The organism is Pelovirga sp. C15f, assembly GCF_057178085.1.
Genome location: NZ_JBXUCV010000001.1, coordinates 755,543 through 773,864, shown reverse-complemented (window position 1 = coordinate 773,864; position 18,322 = coordinate 755,543). Strand labels below are relative to the sequence as shown.

Here is an 18,322-nt window from a genome sequence, read left to right as displayed (position 1 = left end):
ACATCAGATGAAAATAACTGCTCTGACCATTGAAAACTTTAAAGGTATCGGCAATCCGGTGCGTGTCGAATTCAGGCCAATCACGTTGTTTTTCGGACCTAACAGTGCGGGAAAAAGCACCATCATTCAGGCTCTGCATTATTTCCGCGAGATCCTGGAGCGCGGCAACGTGGATGCCGACCAGTGTCTTGGTGCCGATGATTCGTTGAATCTGGGTGGTTTTGCCAACCTGGTTCATAATCATGATCTTTCTCGTCGAATTAGATTAAGGGTTGAATTGGGCCTGGATCATTCAGATCTCCCAGAATATCCGGCGTTTGTCAGCGAGTATAATGACTATGATACAGAGCTAAGGGGTTCTCACCGTCTTGAAATAAACTTTAATCTGGCAGATTGGATTGAGATCTCTTCTGCGTGGGTGGAGCTTGAGGTCGGCTGGAGTCATCTATTGCGAAAGCCTCTTCTAACTTCATATTCTACCGGGCTTAATGGGCCACAAGTGGCATCCATTGAGTGTGGTGATGATGGGAAACGGGTACGCATTTCTAAGCTAAACCTGTATCATCCTTCTTTAGAGGAAGTCATAAGGATCTGTTCGGATTGGAATATCCTTGAGGTTTTCGACAGGATCGTCAATAAAAGTATTGTGGGAGAAGGTGACGACCTTAACTTGATGCTTGAAAACACGCAGACTGTTTTGCCCCCTTGGGGAAAAGCACTGGTCGTCCCCCCGGAATGCTTTGCACCGTCGAGTGAAGATAAACTTTTCAAGTCAGACACATTGGAGTTTCTGGGATATCTCAGCCAGCTTATAGTTGGCCCGGGCGAACTCCTGCTCAACGAGTTTAAAAAGGGACGGTATCTTGGCCCAATCCGAAAAACGCCTCCCCGTCATTTCAGTGCCGTTCGGTCGCTGGACGAATCCCGCTGGGCCAGTGGTCTGGCGGCCTGGGATATTCTTTACAAATCAGATGAGCCGTTTATCGAAGAAGTCAGCGATTGGCTATCTCGTGAAGATCGGCTCAATGCTGGCTATCGTCTAGAATTGAATAGGTTCAAGAAGCTAGATATGGCAGGACCCCTATACCGCTTCCTCATTTCCGGTGATTTCCTGGATGAGGATGTTGCTATCCAGGTTGAAAGTCTCCCTGAAGAACGGCGTCTGGTCCTGATTGACGAAAAACGCCAATTGGAAGTGCTTCCTCAGGATATCGGCATTGGCATATCACAGGTCCTTCCGGTGATAGTGGGTGCTCTTGATAAAGGTACCGGAATTTTTATGGTTGAGCAGCCTGAGCTCCATATCCACCCGGCCCTGCAGGTCAATCTAGGAGATTTGTTCATCAGCGCTGCCGATAATGGGGATAAAATGTTCATCATAGAAACCCATAGCGAACACCTATTGTTGCGGCTGCTAAAGCGGATTCGTCAAACAAACGAAGATGATCTTCCGCCGGGTACGCCCCCTCTCGCGCCTGAGCAGGTTAGAGTTAATTACATTGAGCATTCACCAGATGGTCTGGCTATTAGAAACTTGCTGATTTCCGAGGATGGCGATTCTCTTGGTTCTTGGCCCAAGGGTTTCTTTGAAGAGCGGGCCGGGGAGTTGTTCTGATGTTGTACGAATATGCTGTCGAGCCGGCATGTCTCAGTGAATGGCAAAATTTTAAATATTTGATTGAACAATTTGGTGTTTCCAAGGGGCGACTTATTGCAAAATTTCCGAAAGATTGGCCTAAAAGAGTCATTCTCTCCTGCAACAATTTTTCTTTCACCCAAAAAGCACGATTGGAAATTGAACTAAACAGGCTCAAAAAACATGGGTTTGTTCGGTCAGGCCGTCCTTATGATGGATCAGTGGACTGGGTTACCAATGCCCTGTCACAGTTTTCCGATGGGTGCCCCTTTCACGCAGTGATCGTCAATTCAATAGCGGAAAGGCCTGAGTACGTTTTGCTTGCTGAGGAACTCAGCCACGGGATCCCCCGCTGGACAGTACGTCGTGAGAAGTCAGTTCCCCGCACAGCTGAAGCGTTGGGAGAAGCGGTTGCCTGTCTTCTTCAGATTTCTGAACATATCATTTTTGTTGATAAGTTCTTTGATCCTGAATTGGAAAAATGGCAGCGGTCGCTGAAAAAGTTCATTGAGCTAGCCACTATAGGCCGCGAAAGAATGCCCATCCTTGAGTTCCATACAGGAATTCACAACGATGAATATGGAAAGGCGAAAGAGAAACGACTTCAAGATTTTCAAAAAAACTGCAATCAAAATCTTGCAGGCATGATACCCGGCGGGGTGACTTTAAAAATTTTTCGATGGGACCAAGCCTACCGGGGAGACTTTTTTCATTACCGTTGTATTTTGACTGACAAGGGAGGAATTCGAATTGATTGGGGGTTAGACACAGGAGACCCAGGGGAGACAACCCTAGTTTCTATCTTTGAAGAAGAAACCTGGTCGGAGGTTTGGCAGAAATTCCAAACAAATTCCAATTCTTTTCAGTTGGTCGATTCTATTTCCGTGATCGGCTCCGATTAACATCTTAGAATCAGCATAAATTGAGGACGTTTTACTTTCAGATTATCGTGTAACACCTTGGCATGAAGCACGGTAAACATCCAGAGATGTATTGAGCAGGAGGCTTGGGATGAGTCACTTTGAAATTGGTCAGCAGTTTACGCGTAGGGAAATTCATGAAATTCTAGGCGGCGGAATTGAGCCCTACCTTCCTACTGTCAGCAATAAAATTACGGCAATATGTGTTCGTTTGGACCTGAACCCGTTCGCACCAGAGCTAATTTTTGTTGGTCCTGGGGCCGACGTGGAGAAAAGAGCTGAATTGTTACTCAAACAAAAGGACCCGTCTCCCTTTTTCCTAAAGGAGTTTACCGATCGCTGGAAATATATTGGAGATTACCGTGCGGTTTTGGCAGATCGTGATCCAAAGAAGATTAGGGAATGGGCTGAAATCGCAGCTAGACCCATTCGATGGGCACTTTGTTTGGAGAAATGGAATTAAAAGATAGGATGGAGTGACTCGATTGACATCAGGATTGGTCAATTACATCTACTCCGCCAGTGATCTCGTCGATTATCTCGAATGTGAGCATCTCACCTCCCTGAATCTGATCAACCTCGACACGCCGCTACCCAAGGTAGAGGACGATGAGCAGACACAACTGATCCAGAAAAAGGGATATGAGCACGAGTCAAATTATCTGCTGGCCCTGCAGGCTAAAGGGATCGACGTTGTCAATATCAAGGCCGATAACCGTAAAAGTGCCGAGGCGGTTGAAGCAACTCATCAAGCCATGGCCGCTGGTGCTGCCGTCATCTTTCAGGGGTGTCTACGGACGGATAATCTCATTGGTGTGGTTGATTTTCTGCGCCGGGTTGAACGTCCTTCAGCCCTGGGTGATTACAGCTACGAGGTCATCGATACCAAGCTGGCCCGTAAAACCAAAGCCAAGTTCATCATCCAACTCTGCTTCTATTCCGACCTTCTTGCTAACGTACAAGGCGTCATCCCAAACCATATCCATGTTGTCCTGGGCGATCTGACCGAGCAGAGTTGTAAGCGATAATCAAACCGCCCGCATTTCTGATAACGCTGCGGGCGTTGTTGTGTGCGTGTTGGCGCACCGGTGCGTTGAGCTTCGTCACGTTGGATAAACGATGCCCTTTGGGACCGGAAACGTGATGATCTGCTCCGAGTCCCGGCCTTCGTGGGATTCTTTTGGTGTTTCTCCTGGTCGTTCGTTAGCGTTTGCTTCGATAGGATCTCCCTTCTAAGGTCAAAAACGTTCCGTTCATACTCAGCCGATCAAGAATGGCCGAGGCGGTGGTACTGTCAAACACCTTGCCCCACTGCGATGGAACCAGATTGGTGGTGACGAGAGTGGTCTGGATTTCGGTGCGTTTGGCGATAATCTGAAAGATGCAGTCGGCCTGATCTTTGGAGGGAAAGGCGTAGCCGAGTTCGTCCAGGCACAACACCGGCACCTTGGCGTAGAAATCGATCAGGGAGTAAAGATTTTTGGCCTTGCCAAGCTTGGCCATCAGGTCGAAGAGCGTGATAAAAAAGGTTTGCTTGCCGGCCATGACGGCCTCATGGCAGAGCGCCTGGGCCAGATGGGTCTTACCAACGCCGGCCGGGCCGACCAGCACCAGATTGCAGGGGTGCTGCAGCCAGGGGCCGTTTCTGAAAGCCTGCAGTTTTTCCCGGGGAAGTTTGGGATTGAATGCCCAGTCGAAGTCGGACAGCAGCTTGATGCGCCGGATACCGGACCGCTGGAGCAGGAAGGTGATGCGGCGCTGCTCTTTCAAGGCGGCCTCCTGGGTCAGAAAGCGTTCCAGAAAGGCCTGTTCGTCCACGGAGAAGGTTTGCGCATCGGAGAGCAACCGGAACCCTCGCCACAGATCAGTCAAGTTGGTCATAACTATCGAGCCTCCGTTCCTGATAGGCAATCTGCAACAAACGTCCGTCCTGGGGCGTCACCGGGCAAGGCGCCGGGGACAGCGGCCGTTCCAGCAGGTTCGCAAGGTAATCAACCCGGAAGACCTGCTGTGCAACAGCCTCCCGGACCGCCGAGAGAAACATTGGCTTGCGATGCCGCACCAGCAGCCGGAACAGGGTTTGGGCGACTGCCGGTGAGTGACCGTTGTGTTCCAGCAGTCCGGCGACGGCGGGGTCCATTCCGGTCATCAGTTGCAGGATGCGCTCCTGCCGGTAAAGCGGGGTGATTCGCAGAATGTCCTGACGATGGGTCGGCAGTTCCCGTTTCTCGCGGGCGCCGAAGGAGCGCGGATGGGTGGCCACACAGGCCGCACCGACCAGAATCTCGATCCGGTCCGGATAGGCCAGGATCACAGCGGTCTGTTCGCTGAAGCGGGAGGGGACCGAGTAGCGGTTGGTCTCGAATTCGACGAAACCGGTCCGGCCGATCTTGCCGGTGATCATCCTGCGCGGCAGATAAGCGATGGCCGGCAGCGGTTTGAGTTTCTCATCGAAGATCAGTTCGGAAGGGGGTTTCCCGGTGGACCGGTGGACCGTCGCGTTACGCTGCCGGCACCAGCGGTCCACCAGCCGATTGAGCTCCTGCAGGGTCGCGAAGGACTCCACAGCCAGAAACGAACGGATATCGCGGATCACCCGTTCCACACGCCCCTTCTCGTTGGCCCGGTAGGGTGTGCAGGGGTGGATGGTGAACCCGTAGTGCCGGGAGAAGTCGACGAATTGGGGGTTGAGCACCAAATGAGGTCGACGGCTGAGCACCACGCTCTTGAGATTGTCGTAGCGGTGGGTATGGGGAACGCCGAAGTTCTCCCGGAAAGCCTCCAGATGGCCGGCGAGAAAAAACTCGAAGCTCATGCGGGGATAGAAGCGGACAAACAGGGAACGTGACCAGGCGAGGATGTAGCCGAAGCCGTACATCGTCTGACCGGGAAGGGTCAGGATCATCCAGTCCACCTGCGCCTCTTCCCCCGGCAGCAACTCCAGTTCGTGAAACATGGCCGGTTTCCTGACGCGAAGGGGGCGGGTCTGTTTGACCACGGTGGGGTAAGAGCCGGCAAAACCATAACTGCGCAACCGCTCAAACACCTGGGTCGCCTTGAGCGTCGGGTGGGTCGCGTACCACTCCCGCACCAGGCGGGCAAAAGGCACCATGATGCCGGCATCGTTCTTGCGCTGTGGCGAGCCGCCTTCTTCCCGGATCACCCGGGCAACCGTCTTGGCGCACATCCCCATCCGGCGGGCGATCTGCCGGCAGCTCAAGCCCTCGACCTGCCGCAGATGCAGCACAAAGGCATCGCGTTCATCGCGAGAATCATCGTCCATGGCCATCCTCCCGAAAGAGAAAAAGATGTCCACGAGCCTACGACGTCTCAAGGCCCCAGGGCCATCGCGTCTTGTATCATGGTTTTCGTCAGCCCAGTGGCCGCAAACGCTGCCGGGGCCACCCTGCGCAGGAGGATCTCGTCTTGTATCATCCCCGGCCGGTCCGCCGGGACGATGAAAACCAGCTTCAGCACTGGCTTGGCGGGTGGTCTCTCGTCTTGTATCACGGCTCGCCGCAGCCGCCACTGCTTCACCACCTCGTAGCGGCCGCAAAAGTAACCGGGATTCTCTGCAACCCACCGCTTCTGAGCATCCTGTTTACGCTTTTTTTTGCACAGCACATTGGAACAGGACCGCTGGCGTTTGCCGACACGCCGGTCTGGAACGAAAAAACGACCACAGAATTCGCAACGAGTTGCCATCTCGATCCTCCCGGGAATGAACTCCGAAAAGGATTGAGGCAGAAACAAACGAATGCAAAGGTTGAATTCAGGTGATGAGAGAAAAATGGCGGGTTAAACAGACACGCCCGCAGCGTTATCAGAAATGCGGGCGTTTACGTTATTGCTAACAAGAGTTATCGTCTGGCCGATTTCTTCAAATATTACCGCACCGTCAAAGCCCGCTTCCTCGCTCAGGTCGATTCAGGACCTTCATCCACTTATCCTGAGCCTTGCTCCCATTGTGACATGTGCCACTGGCGCGAGATCTGCAACACCAAATGGCAGCAGGATGACCACCTCTGTCAGGTAGCCAATATCAATAAGGCCCAGATCAACAAACTGTGCGCTACCGACATCAGCACCCTGGCAGCGTTAGCCACCGTTGACCCTGAAACCACCCGTGTCCCCGGCATGCTGCCATCGACCCTGCACAAACTCCAGCGTCAGGCCGCCCTGCAACATCGGCACAGAACGTCTGGCGAGGATATTTATGAATATCTGGAGGTCGATCCGCTAGAAGAGCGCGGGTTCCAACGTCTGCCTCGACCCGATGAGGGGGATCTCTTCTTCGATATGGAAGGGGATCCCCTGGAAGAGGGTGGACTTGAGTATCTGTTCGGACTCTATTATTTCGATCAGGGCAAGGAAATATTCAAACCTTTCTGGGCCCACAATCGCCAGGAGGAACGCAAGGCATTTCAAAATTTCATGGCTTTTGTCATGGAGCGCCTTGCCCGGTTCCCACGTATGCACATCTACCACTATGCCCCCTACGAAGAGACTGCTCTGAAACGACTGATGTCGCTGCATGGCACCTGCGAGGCCGAGGTTGATCACCTGCTCCGCAGTAACAAACTGGTGGATCTGTACAAGGTGGTTCGCGAAGCAATCCTGATCTCCGAACCCCGTTATTCCATCAAAAACCTCGAAACCTTCTATATGGAAAAACGTGCCGGTGAGGTCACCAATGCCGGTGCCAGTATTGTCTACTATGAGAACTGGAAGGAGTCCGGTGACCCCCAACTGTTGCAGCAGATTCAGGACTACAATGAAGATGACTGCCGTTCGACCTATCTGCTGCAGCAATGGCTGCTGGGCATTCGCCCGGAAGATGCCATCTGGTTTAATGATTTGGCTGAGGATAATGAAGAAGTAGACACCCGCAGCGACCAGGTACGCGAAACGGAAGAGCGCCTGGCCGACTATCAACAGCAGTTGCTTGGTTCTCTACCCGAAGACCGCAGCCAATGGGACGACGAGGCTTTTTTTCGTGAACTGGTTTTTCAGCTCCTTGATTTTCATCGCCGTGCAGAAAAACCGGTCTGGTGGGCCATGTTTGCCCGTCATGAAATGAGCGAAGATGAATTGATCGACGATCCTGAATCGATCGGCGGTTTAGCAGCTATGGAACAATACCCGCCGGAACCAATAAAGCGGTCGACGCTGTACACCTATCGGTATCCTGCCCAGGAGTTTAAGTGCAAAGAAGGGGATCAGTGTCTGCGGGCCGATACCCTGACACCCGCTGGAACCATCGAATCCCTTGATGAACAGCAACGGATTATTCGCCTGAAAATCGGCAATAAGCAGGATGAACTGCCGAAGCAATTGTCTATTATCGCTACCGGACTGATCAGCACCAAGCCTTTAAAAGAGGCCCTGTTTCGCTTTGCCGACAGTATCATCGCCGCAGATGGAAACTATGCAGCCTTAAGAGCTATTCTTGGCAGACAACACCCAACCATCGAGGGATGGACACCGGACAGTCCGATCATTTCCAACCCATCGAGACTCACCGAACAGGTCAGTGACGCTGTCAGTCGATTACAGGACAGCTATCTGTTTATTCAGGGGCCACCTGGTGCCGGAAAAACCTATACCGGTTCCCATGTCATCGTTGATCTGCTCGAACAGGGCGCCAGGGTCGGGATCTCCTCCAACAGCCATAAGGCCATCAATAATCTGCTGACCGGGGTGGAAAAACGCGCCGATGACAAAGGATTCAACTTTACCGGCATCAAAAAAAGCTCCGGGGAGGACACGCTGTACCACGGCAGGCGCATCACCAACACCACGACCAAAGTGTTTTCAGGGGCACAATTGATCGCCGGAACGGCCTGGCTGTTTGCCGATCCTGATATGGATCAGACTCTGGATTATCTCTTTATCGATGAAGCAGGGCAGGTGGCCTTGGCTAATCTGATCGCCATGGGAACCAGTGCGCGGAATATCATCCTGCTCGGTGACCAGATGCAACTGCAGCAACCAATTCAGGGAGTCCACCCCGGTCATTCGGGAGAATCGACCCTGGACTATCTGCTCCAGGGGGATGCCACCATTGCTGAGAATCGTGGCGTCTTTCTGGCCATCACCTGGCGTATGCACCAGGATGTTTGCGGATTTATCTCGGATGCCGTGTACGACAGTCGCCTGAAACCGGAAAGCGGCAATCAACAGCGGCAGATTCTACTCAATGACAACGCTCATGCGGCATTACGCCCCACCGGGATTTCATTTGTTCCGGCAGACCATGACGGCTGCGGGCAGCGCAGTGAAGAAGAGGCCGCACTGGTCGTTGATCTTTATCACAGTCTGCTGGAGCAGGACTATGTTGACCGGGAGGGCAGTACTCACCCCATGACTGCCGACAATATCCTGATTGTCGCGCCCTATAATATGCAGGTGAATCTTCTCAAGGAAAAACTTCCGGATGACGCCCGGGTCGGTACCGTCGATAAATTTCAGGGGCAGGAAGCCGAAGCAGTGATCCTGTCCATGACAACGTCAAGCGGTGAATATCTGCCCCGACATATCGAATTCCTCTACAGTAAAAATCGCATCAATGTCGCCATCTCCAGGGCCCGCTGTTTGGCACTGGTAGTTGCCAACCCTAAGCTGATGGCGATCAAGTGTAATACGGTGGAGCAGATGTCCTTGGTCAACACGCTTTGCTGGGTCGCGGAATATTCTGAAAACGAGAACGTAAAATTGGAATATTCGGCAGAACCGCCCTAATTGACAGTATATTTTTTTATAGTGAATTTTTCAGCAGGCGGTTAAGTGATCAAAGCTTTTACAGTAGATATTCAGCCCGTGTTAGGAGAAGAATAATGAACGTCAGTCAGGTTTCATGGTGTTCCGCCATGGTAAGCAAGGAACCAAACCACGACATATCCACGCTACCATCGGCAAAGCCTATGAAGAAGCATCCCGCCTGGCAATGAAGGCTGCCGATGAAAGGTCTGATGATGCTTATCTGATTGTAGAAATTGTTGGTGGTGCGCAGGTTATTAACGACAAAGTGGAACCTTTATTTCCCGATGTATCGGGGAAAACATGTCAGAAGTTGCCCTGACATTCAACACGGCTTCTCGCAATTTGCGTATGCATTTCGAGATTTCATGAATAGCCCGGGTTAAGATGAAGTTGATTGTCAGGAAAATCCACTCTGATTGATATTGATTTTCTGCGTGGCTCTTAACATCAAAAATCATAACCAATTCCCACGGCGTGCACTGCCAGAAATAAACCAATAGCTTGTTTTCAGCTGTCATCGATTGTAGGTTCTCGACAGCAACTATTGTAAGCGATTCATTTATTTAATTTCGCTCTTTATTGTCAGATCTGATCAGAGCAATCTGGCTTTTAGAGCCACGAGGATCAATGATTTTGACGTAAAATTCATTGTGCCGATAAAAGTTAAAATCGTTGGAAATTGCTTCAATAGATTCTATATCGAAGTAAAATTTTTCAGCTTTTTTTGAATTAAAGTTGAACAAAAGGCTGGCAAGACTTGTTTTTGTAGAAAATGTTTCCAATCTTACAGAAAATGGTCTGGCCTGCAGCTGCCTTCTTATTTCATTTTCAGAGTCAATTAAATTTTGGACTGGTGTTGTCAGGGGGGCCGTCAGTTCGCACTCCGATGGAATTGTCTCTGAAGGAACCTGCTCTGAAGGAACCTGCTCTGAGGGAACCTGCTCTGAAGGAACCTGCTCTGAAGGAACCAGCTCTGAGGGAACCAGCTCTGAGGGAACCAGCTCTGAAGATGTAGATTTTTTCTCCTGAAGTAGTGTCGTCTGGTCGGCTTTTTCAGGGCAATGAGGATGTTCAACCTGCTCAAGAATATCTGTTGTATGGCTATTAATTTTATCGTTGGTTTGAAATCCCGCATCAGGTGGAAGGATTGTAGGAATTCCTCTTGTGTCAGTTGATAGGAAATTAAAATCATTCTGCCGAGGCTGTGTTTCTGGTTCCTCGAGAACTTTGATTTCAGCATTGATGGTAAATGGAGCAAGATTGAGCAGAGAGGAAATATTGCTGTCAATATCATCGTAATGGCTTTTGTCTGGGAGGATCAATTGTAGGTCGAAATGTTTAAGATTGTTACAAATTGTCTCATAAAATGGTTGGTTAGGTTGTCCCAGGGTGCGGCTGTATTTAGGTTTAAGGTGTCTGATAAGGCTCTGATGATTGATTTTAACTAGATCGGTATATCGTGTGAAATTTTCTTGGTTACACGTAAGCTTAATATGATAAACCCACCCTAGTTTTGCCATATTTCTAACGTGAGATGGCACCACGATAATAACAGGATAAAAGCAGGTGCCGAGGATATTGAATGACTGAATCCATAGGTTAGTGTATCGATCTACAAACTTGTTTTGGAGCAGGCTTTTGTCTGTCAGTTCAACGACCTTATCGATATTATCAATTTCCTGACTGAGTTCAATTTGTAGTTGGTAGACACAATATTTCATCATTTGCTCCTTATTCTGTTAATGACCATGTTTTCATGCAAGCCGCAAGTACGCGCATAAGAGACAAAGGAGTGCTCGTTGCTTTGCGATTAGTTTGAATACTGTCAAGCAAGACGTGGCCTTTGCTGTTTTCAGGTAGTTGGATGTTGTCATTCAAAGGCATCCAATTGATGTTGGGGGTTCGCAATTTCCAGAGATCAAGTCTCTGTTCGCGAGACTGCGTGGATGCAAATTCTCCAGGGACGAAAATGGCTTGTAGCGTCTTCAGGTCAAATTCCGAATCGACCAGGAAATTCAGCAGTTGATTCAGATCGGGAATTGAATGGACTTGAACACATCCCTTGTCAGAACTGATCTCGAAAAACCACTCCGACAGGCGTTTTGCCTTAATGCAGGTCTTAGTCCCTTTAATCCTCCAGGCGGCGTACCAACCTTGTAATTGCTCCATGTCTTGGGGTGTGCGCGGTAGTTTGAGCTTATATTTTTTGGCGGCAACATCTTGTTTAACCTGGTTATAAACCTGATCAAAATGAGGTATCCGTGGATTAACTTCCTTCGATAAATTGATGGGTGGTGGTGTTGGCAAAGCATTGCTCAAAGCCGGGTGCCGACATGATGCAGGGAGTTCATCAAGGAGGGCGACTAGGGCTCCTGCAAATGGGTATTTTTGGGTTTTGTAATAGTAGGAAACATTTTTAGTGCTGCAGCTCATCAGGCGTGCGTATGCTTTTTGGGACAAATGTGGAGATGATGATTCATGACGCATCACATAGGCAAGAAACCAGTCACAAAGATGAAAATAGGAATATAATCCAGTAGCTACGTCAGCATGACCGATCATGATAGCGGCAACATATAGGTCTCCCCGACCGGTGCATTTGGTGGCTTTGATTCTGTTGATCAGTTTGGGGTTAGGCGGCGTCATGCCCTTCATGAAGAAAGGTATCTCTTGCAGTTTGATGTCCTTGCGCCACAGTAGTGCAATAATGAGATTGATTAAAAAACTGTGTCGGGTGTGATGATAAACGGCTAGCAGATCACAACATGCCTTTTTAATCAGGTCTCGAAGCGGGACCATGATTTGAGCATCACTGATCATCTGATTGTGCAACTCACTTAGGGTCATCAAGAAATCGTCTGATGTGACTTTGAATTCGTTGCGGCGTCTCACGACATGACGTTGAATAAAATCATATTCAAGTGGCGGCAAATGATTTCGAAGGACTGCTGATCGTGTTGCAGAAGGTGATTTCGTTTTGCGTTGACGATGAGGGCGAATACAAATTTCCAAGTCATCATCGCCGAGAATGTCTTTGAGTCGTGACCCAAGTGATTCTCGACATCTAAAAGAGAGACGATATCCAAAAATTAACATGATGATCATGTTTATCTCGTGACGATTGAGGTTTGAGGACCTCCAGTTGAGAGCCTCAAGGCAGCGAAAGTAAGTTTGTTCGGTCAAAAAATGAGCTGAAACCCCGCCAACACTAGAGGTTTCTTTGGTCGGAAGAGGGAAGGGTTGAGCCTCATGGACGATGATTAAAAAAGAATGAAAAAAATACACTCGGCGTGATATCGGACTTTCAATGTCAATTTTTTTTGATTTGTACTTTTCTTCTCGGTGAGATGTTTGTTCTGTTGAAACCACCTTCTGGTAGAGAGCTGTAAGTTCTTCCTCATTGAAATGTAACGGATTCTGATCCGCACACTCATCAATCAAAAGATCTGCAATATTAGTTATATATGTGCGGACAGTGCTTTTTGCCAGGGGTTCTTTTTGTCGGTGGGGGTCAAGTGGTGAGTCTCGTACAGAAAGTAAATAGAGGGCCCACTGGGCCAGTAGATAAAGCACAGGCACCATATTGTTCAGGTGATCTTCAATGAATAGTTGAATTCGGGCAATAACGGTTTCCGGTTGTTCTTCAGGATCACTATTTGCTGGCTGAATTGTTTCGCATAGTTCCTGCCGCAATATTTTCTGATAGGAACACAAGAAGTTCGTGGGTGCAAAATCAGGTGGTTCTTGCATTGGGAAGGTAGAGTGTTTTTCTATAGGAATCGTGTGACCGCCAATTGCGTACAGCCACCTTTCGTCTGGCAACGAAGCAGATGAATTTATATCCCGAGCGTAGGCAACAAGAAACGCCGGCATGCGGGTCAATGTCATTGCATAGGCTGAATGGATCACCTGATTGACAGTGATCGGCGCTTGTCGGGGATGTTTCAGACGTAGACGCAGATCTGTTAACTCGCCGGTATTGTACATGCGAGGCCGTTCAAGTCGCCGGGAGTTGCTTTTTTTTCTTGCTTTATGCTTTTTTAGTGTGACCTGGGAAAAACCGAGATGTTGAAGATAGCTTTTCAGTGCAACGATGGCATCTGGACAAACCTTATTCTGAAAATCAGGATCGTCCCGGAACCACAGACAGATCAGTAACTGGCTGGTTGTGTCAGAGATCCATCGCCGAAAAAACTTTGGCTGTCCTTGCTGTCGAACTCTGACAATTTGGTTTTCATGTGGTTCGACAGTCCACAGATCAAGCCATAACCACTCCGCTTCCCGGTATAAGCGCTTTGCTAAAGATTCAGGGACTCGCTCCATCCAGGATCGCTTGAGTAGGCCGCCATAAAGGATCCCGCTGAGCAAAATCTGGCCGGTCCGCAATATTGCTGAATGCGGGATTCCCATATCAATATCATGGCAGAAGGCCTTTTCAAGCTTTCTATAGAGTTTAAAATCCACCCCCATATCAGCCTTGATTAGATTTTTTTCTCTTATGGATAACCTAGGAGGAGTCGGCACCATGATCGGAAGACCATATTTGTTTTTTAATAGATCTAGGACACGGAAAAACAATCGCTGTTGTTTGTACACCGCTTGTGGTGTTCGTTCTTTAACCAGGGTTTTTTCAAAAAAAATGTTTATTTTATTTTGCTCAAGACTCCAATCCACCACTGGTTGATCCAGTAACTCCCCGCTATAGAGGGAGGGCAAATCGATTGCGACCCTGGCGAGAAGATCTTTGTCGTAAGCATTGAATGCTTTGAATTTGTCCATTCCCTGGAAAAGAGTGCCCTTGGCCTCATGCCAGAAAGGGTGAGGGTCCATGTTGTCCGGCAGACCCAGAAGATTGTCGAGACGAGATTGTCGTGGAGTTGTACCAACAACACGGTTCAGCTTGAAATCAATGTTCAGGCTTGGAACGCATTTGATCGCTTTTACCCCGATTTCTTTCATTAAGGTCGGCAGGTAGGTTTTGAGACTAGCGCGATAGTCTTCAGGGTGCACGCTCGATGAAGCACTGAAACCTTCCTCGCCATGGTTCCAATGCCCTAAAAAAAGTTCGATAACATCATGGGCGCAGCCACGTTCTATGAGCTCACTGCGAAGGAAACTGCGCTGTGCATTGGCTGGAGCATAATATTGATGCTGTTTGAGTTTTTCCTCCAGGCTGGACGGTGTAATCGATTCAATCGTTAATTCATCCAAGCTGTTACGTAGAAAGAACACTGGCAGCTTGTCAAATTGTTCGGGATTGATATTTTGGCGTTGACAGTTTGCTGTAAACATATCGCGGTAGATACGGTAATGGCGCAGCTGATTACGGCATACATCAGGCAACCAAACTAAGCGTGTATGGTAGCCATCTTTTGTGTCCTTATCGCGTAGTATGCAGAATCCACTTAACTCATCGTAGCTGTTCTGGTTGATGTATGGATGGATAACGGCTCGCAGGCCGCTGGCAAATTTCCATGACATGATTGAGTGCAGGGTGTAAAGATTGTGGTAGGCAACCAGGTCATCCAAGGTTTTGATCTGTGGTCGCCGCTCTCGAAAATTATTAAGTTCAGCAGATAATTTCTCAAAGAGGTTGATAACGGTACGTTTAAAAGGGCGATTAGGTGTGCCAAGATATGAATTTTCTAACAAAGTATGCGGCAATGGAACGGTGCCATCCTCAGGTTGTGGAACGAGTTTCCGCACATGTTGACAGGTGGTTAGATATAGATTTTCTAGCATCAAGTGGTTCGAACATTGATAATGGACTTTAGACCGTACCAGGGCGCTGTCACGACCAAGCATTAACGCTGCACTCACGGGGTTGGTGATCCTGGCGGCAGTTTCATAGAAAAACTTTTGCACTGCTTTTATTTTAAGCCGATTTTTACTCAGGTTTTGTTTCAGGATTTTCCTGCATCGCCGGACAATCAAGCGTGGCGACATTTTAAAGATGGGATTTCCGACAACGGTTTCGGATAATTCCATGTGCCGATTCAGTGCATTGCGGCACTCAATAGGTACCTCAAGCCTAATCCATGACTGGCGTGAATACACTTGCGTTGCTTCCAGTTCATCTATCGGTGATTTCAGGCGCGGATAGGGACTGTATAGAGTTATCGTGCCAGCTAGAGGATCGTAACTGTCGATCGTCTCGAATTGAACATCGCCCTGTTGCCCATAGACAATTGTTGATAGACGATGTTCATTGAGGCTAAACCAGAACATTAAATGTATTAGTGCTGCCCCTTCAACATCATTGGGAGACAACTTATGAGATGTTAAAGAGGTCATCCACTTAAGCAACTGAATAGCATCATGTTGCGACAAAGCCGACCAACTACCAGGATAAATCTGGTTCGCTTTGGCCTGGGCATGAGCGATTTGTTTACCGGTAAAAAAATCTGCTGGAAAACTGGCTCGGCGTCCGCTAATGACATCATAACCCCCAGAAGTTTCGTCTTCTGTGTTTTGGTCTTCCTCAGGAGGTTTGACAAATTTAATATTATTGATGGCCAACTCTTCATTATCATCAGTATCTGCTTCCTCTCCATCCGGCGTCATTCTGTAGGCATCTTTGAGCAGGTTTGCAATTGAGTGGATGCGAAATTCACCTGTGATCTTGGAAAGTTCATTGAGATATACGTCAGGGTTCATGACCTTCAAGGGCAGTGGATCAAGCTCTTGCCGACATATTTTTGAAGAATTAGCGAGCATGCGAATAACAGAAAACGCACTATCAAGGCTTTTTGTGAGATGTGCCTGCGCCGGATGATGGCGAAGAATCAATAGGCTGATCAAAGTATGAGCCAGCAGTTGACTGAATTGCGGACTCAAGTTTTCGTGTGGAGCTTCGTGACCTAGTGTAGACCAAAGTGGATGCTCTCCGATTAGGCCACGAAATGAATTGTTGCGGGTCACATATCGGGTCTTCTTGCTAATTTGCAAATCCAGTTTACGCAATTCCTTGCGCTCATTGGCATAGGCCATGATTTTTTTCTTGTTTTCTAGAAGAATCCGGCAGACTGGTTCGATTTCAAGCAGCTCCTGCCGCGACTCTTTCCACCAACCAACCGCACTGATATTCCTTACAACTTGTAATGCTTGCTCAAGACCAAAAAGGACCAGAAAGAGCATTTCCTGCTCTTGAGGGGCCTCAAAAATTTCCAGTATTTCCATGTATTTATTTAAGTTCAAGCCTTGGATCTCACCACTTTCGGCCAATAATTTAATCGTGAAGTATGTAGTTGATTTTGAATATTCAACTGAAGTTTTTTTCATTTGTGTCCTCCTTGGTGTTGTCTTGTGCCCTTACCTACATAACAAGCGGCGATTGAATATTTTTTGTCATTTTAAATAAATTTATTGAAATCTACACAAATAGACAAAAAATGCAGTGCCAGACACTGCTGATGGCAGAGTAAATGAGTGAATGATTATAGTCTATACGTATAGACAAAAACAGTCAACAAAATCATACATTGTGATTTTATCGCTATGATGCGTTATACACAGGTGGTGATAGGCCGGTAAGGCATCGAGTTTTTAATAAATTAAATAGGTTACAAAGGAAGTATAAAAATACAAAAAGCTTACGGATTCATAATCCCGCCCAACATACGGGTGAAAAGTGTGGTAATCAATTTGCACTTATGTTTGGAAAGAGCGGGGGACTTTGGTGCTTTTTTTAATATCGAGACGTGTTTTTCACGAAGAAGAACCAGTCCTGTACCCTTTGGGAGGTTTTGAATGAGATGGTTGGTTAAGGGTTCGGTGATGTCTTGAAGCGGATAGATCATCCAGACAAAATCACAGTAAGATGTTGACATGTCGTAAAAATCCTTCTCCTTCTGTTCAACGACTTGAACCGGATTCAAAGAGACAGGCATGTTTCTAAAACCATGAAATTCCAACTTTCCAGTGGCTGTTTTTACAACTGCGACAGCAGAAAACAGTTCTCGTCGATCTGAAACGACGAATCCCTCCGGAGAAACATGTAAAAATATCTGATATGCCTTTAGGTCATGATGACCTGTCCAACCTGGTCCCGCAGCCTTGAGAGCTTCAAGAGTCATAGCCTCAGTCAATAAAGCACTCTGGTGTGGATCGGTAATGTCGACAGGAGGTGGGGCGCCGCCACGGCCTCGTGCAGTTTGCCCCCCCAGGACAGGTCGGTAGGTTTCCCACAATGATTTTAACTGAATACGTTTGACGTCGCCGGCAAAGACCTTGGGCGCCAGTTCATTATAATAACTTTGGGGCACAGCTCTTTCCAATTTAGCTAGCAATTCAAAGCTTTCCGGCCCAATCTTCTTTATACAATCTTCAGGATCTGATACAAAGATACCTCTATTTCGTAATTTTTCTTGCGCTTCTTTCATATAGCGTCCTGCAGACAATCTTCTCCACAGCATCGACTGTTTGACACCGAAACGATAGGCGTTTTGTGTTATCCAGTTGCAGAATGAGTCGGAAGAGGTTTTCCAATACCGGGTTTTTTCGATTGCATCCAGTAATTCGCTCTGGATCCACCATGGGTACTGTTTGCCATCGTCTATCTGCTTTAGCAGGCTGTCTATGTCTTTGTGATTATGTGGGATCATGGTGGTTTATTATACTTAAATAGAGTACTTGTCAATATGACATTAACTTGCCGATATACATTTTTTGAGGAGGAGAACTCAATATGAGATGATATTTTCTCGTTAACAGAACAAAATGATATTGATTCCGACGTCAACTTGCTTTTCATCAGGGGGGCTCACGCTTGAAGAAGTATGGTCGGGTGTCACCTAAAGAACCATTTCTGCTCTCTAGATTCGGAATGTCGACTTACTAAAAGAGTAGCTCAAGAGTAGATGAAATTGTCGTGGAGGTTTTGTGTTTTTGCAGTTTTTTTCAATATGAAAATGTTTCCGTTCAATGTTTATATTAGCGGTCGATCAGGGTGACATGAAGAGATAAAATATCACCCTTTATTATTAACAATCTTAAATTCTGGATT

The 18,322-nt window shown here is 47.9% G+C and carries 12 protein-coding genes; 6 read left to right on the top strand and 6 right to left on the bottom strand.

Annotated elements, in window-relative coordinates:
* The first annotated feature begins 7 nt into the window (after nucleotides 1-7).
* The 4 genes from AC1931_RS03635 to AC1931_RS03620 all read left to right on the top strand — a co-directional run bounded on the left by AC1931_RS03635 (nucleotide 8) and on the right by AC1931_RS03620 (nucleotide 3,584).
* Complete coding sequence (locus AC1931_RS03635; RefSeq protein ID WP_483875866.1) at nucleotides 8-1,615, top strand: AAA family ATPase; 1,608 nt, start codon at nucleotides 8-10, stop codon at nucleotides 1,613-1,615.
* Nucleotides 1,615-2,538 (top strand): hypothetical protein, encoded by a 924-nt coding sequence (locus AC1931_RS03630; RefSeq protein WP_483875865.1) that lies wholly within the window; start codon nucleotides 1,615-1,617, stop codon nucleotides 2,536-2,538. Before AC1931_RS03635 ends, AC1931_RS03630 begins: the two co-directional genes overlap by 1 nt.
* Nucleotides 2,539-2,647: 109 nt before the next feature.
* Nucleotides 2,648-3,019, top strand: coding sequence for a DUF6697 family protein (locus AC1931_RS03625; protein ID WP_483875864.1), 372 nt, complete (start codon nucleotides 2,648-2,650; stop codon nucleotides 3,017-3,019).
* A 22-nt stretch (nucleotides 3,020-3,041) separates the two neighbouring features.
* Nucleotides 3,042-3,584 (top strand): hypothetical protein, encoded by a 543-nt coding sequence (locus tag AC1931_RS03620; protein WP_483875863.1) that lies wholly within the window; start codon nucleotides 3,042-3,044, stop codon nucleotides 3,582-3,584.
* Between the two features lie 175 nt (nucleotides 3,585-3,759).
* On the opposite strand, the gene AC1931_RS03615 is transcribed toward AC1931_RS03620, so the two are convergent.
* Genes AC1931_RS03615 through AC1931_RS03605 form a run of 3 tightly spaced genes read right to left on the bottom strand, consistent with a single transcriptional unit; the run spans nucleotide 3,760 to nucleotide 6,261 of the window.
* Nucleotides 3,760-4,437 (bottom strand): ATP-binding protein, encoded by a 678-nt coding sequence (locus AC1931_RS03615; RefSeq protein ID WP_483875862.1) that lies wholly within the window; start codon nucleotides 4,435-4,437, stop codon nucleotides 3,760-3,762.
* Nucleotides 4,421-5,839, bottom strand: coding sequence for an IS21 family transposase (gene istA, locus AC1931_RS03610; protein ID WP_483875861.1), 1,419 nt, complete (start codon nucleotides 5,837-5,839; stop codon nucleotides 4,421-4,423). The genes AC1931_RS03615 and istA overlap by 17 nt, the downstream gene beginning before the upstream one ends.
* Nucleotides 5,840-5,886: 47 nt before the next feature.
* Nucleotides 5,887-6,261, bottom strand: coding sequence for a hypothetical protein (locus AC1931_RS03605; protein WP_483875860.1), 375 nt, complete (start codon nucleotides 6,259-6,261; stop codon nucleotides 5,887-5,889).
* 117 nt (nucleotides 6,262-6,378) lie between these two features.
* Between AC1931_RS03605 and AC1931_RS03600 the strand changes: the two genes are divergently transcribed.
* Both AC1931_RS03600 and AC1931_RS03595 read left to right on the top strand, forming a co-directional pair.
* A complete protein-coding gene (locus AC1931_RS03600; RefSeq protein ID WP_483876163.1) occupies nucleotides 6,379-9,297 on the top strand; it encodes a TM0106 family RecB-like putative nuclease in 2,919 nt (972 codons plus the stop codon).
* 115 nt (nucleotides 9,298-9,412) lie between these two features.
* Nucleotides 9,413-9,637 carry a hypothetical protein gene (locus AC1931_RS03595; RefSeq protein ID WP_483875859.1) on the top strand — a complete coding sequence of 75 codons (225 nt, stop codon included), beginning with the start codon at nucleotides 9,413-9,415 and terminating at the stop codon, nucleotides 9,635-9,637.
* Between the two features lie 244 nt (nucleotides 9,638-9,881).
* On the opposite strand, the gene AC1931_RS03590 is transcribed toward AC1931_RS03595, so the two are convergent.
* The 3 genes from AC1931_RS03590 to AC1931_RS03580 form a co-directional block, all read right to left on the bottom strand.
* The gene (locus AC1931_RS03590; RefSeq protein ID WP_483875858.1) at nucleotides 9,882-11,042 is read right to left on the bottom strand and encodes a hypothetical protein; all 1,161 of its coding nucleotides are present in this window, start codon (nucleotides 11,040-11,042) and stop codon (nucleotides 9,882-9,884) included.
* Between the two features lie 7 nt (nucleotides 11,043-11,049).
* Nucleotides 11,050-16,599 carry a hypothetical protein gene (locus tag AC1931_RS03585; protein ID WP_483875857.1) on the bottom strand — a complete coding sequence of 1,850 codons (5,550 nt, stop codon included), beginning with the start codon at nucleotides 16,597-16,599 and terminating at the stop codon, nucleotides 11,050-11,052.
* 311 nt (nucleotides 16,600-16,910) lie between these two features.
* Nucleotides 16,911-17,921 carry a hypothetical protein gene (locus AC1931_RS03580; protein ID WP_483875856.1) on the bottom strand — a complete coding sequence of 337 codons (1,011 nt, stop codon included), beginning with the start codon at nucleotides 17,919-17,921 and terminating at the stop codon, nucleotides 16,911-16,913.
* Nucleotides 17,922-18,322 lie beyond the last annotated feature (401 nt).

Excerpts from the sequence above, each read along its gene's own strand:
- AC1931_RS03635 (WP_483875866.1), top strand. The coding sequence starts at position 8 with ATGAAAATAACTGCTCTGACCATTGAAAACTTTAAAGGTATCGGCAAT.
- AC1931_RS03630 (WP_483875865.1), top strand. The coding sequence starts at position 1,615 with ATGTTGTACGAATATGCTGTCGAGCCGGCATGTCTCAGTGAATGGCAA.
- AC1931_RS03625 (WP_483875864.1), top strand. The coding sequence starts at position 2,648 with ATGAGTCACTTTGAAATTGGTCAGCAGTTTACGCGTAGGGAAATTCAT.
- AC1931_RS03615 (WP_483875862.1), bottom strand. The coding sequence starts at position 4,437 with ATGACCAACTTGACTGATCTGTGGCGAGGGTTCCGGTTGCTCTCCGAT.
- istA (WP_483875861.1), bottom strand. The coding sequence starts at position 5,839 with ATGGACGATGATTCTCGCGATGAACGCGATGCCTTTGTGCTGCATCTG.
- AC1931_RS03605 (WP_483875860.1), bottom strand. The coding sequence starts at position 6,261 with ATGGCAACTCGTTGCGAATTCTGTGGTCGTTTTTTCGTTCCAGACCGG.
- AC1931_RS03595 (WP_483875859.1), top strand. The coding sequence starts at position 9,413 with ATGGTGTTCCGCCATGGTAAGCAAGGAACCAAACCACGACATATCCAC.
- AC1931_RS03590 (WP_483875858.1), bottom strand. The coding sequence starts at position 11,042 with ATGATGAAATATTGTGTCTACCAACTACAAATTGAACTCAGTCAGGAA.
- AC1931_RS03585 (WP_483875857.1), bottom strand. The coding sequence starts at position 16,599 with ATGAAAAAAACTTCAGTTGAATATTCAAAATCAACTACATACTTCACG.
- AC1931_RS03580 (WP_483875856.1), bottom strand. The coding sequence starts at position 17,921 with ATGATCCCACATAATCACAAAGACATAGACAGCCTGCTAAAGCAGATA.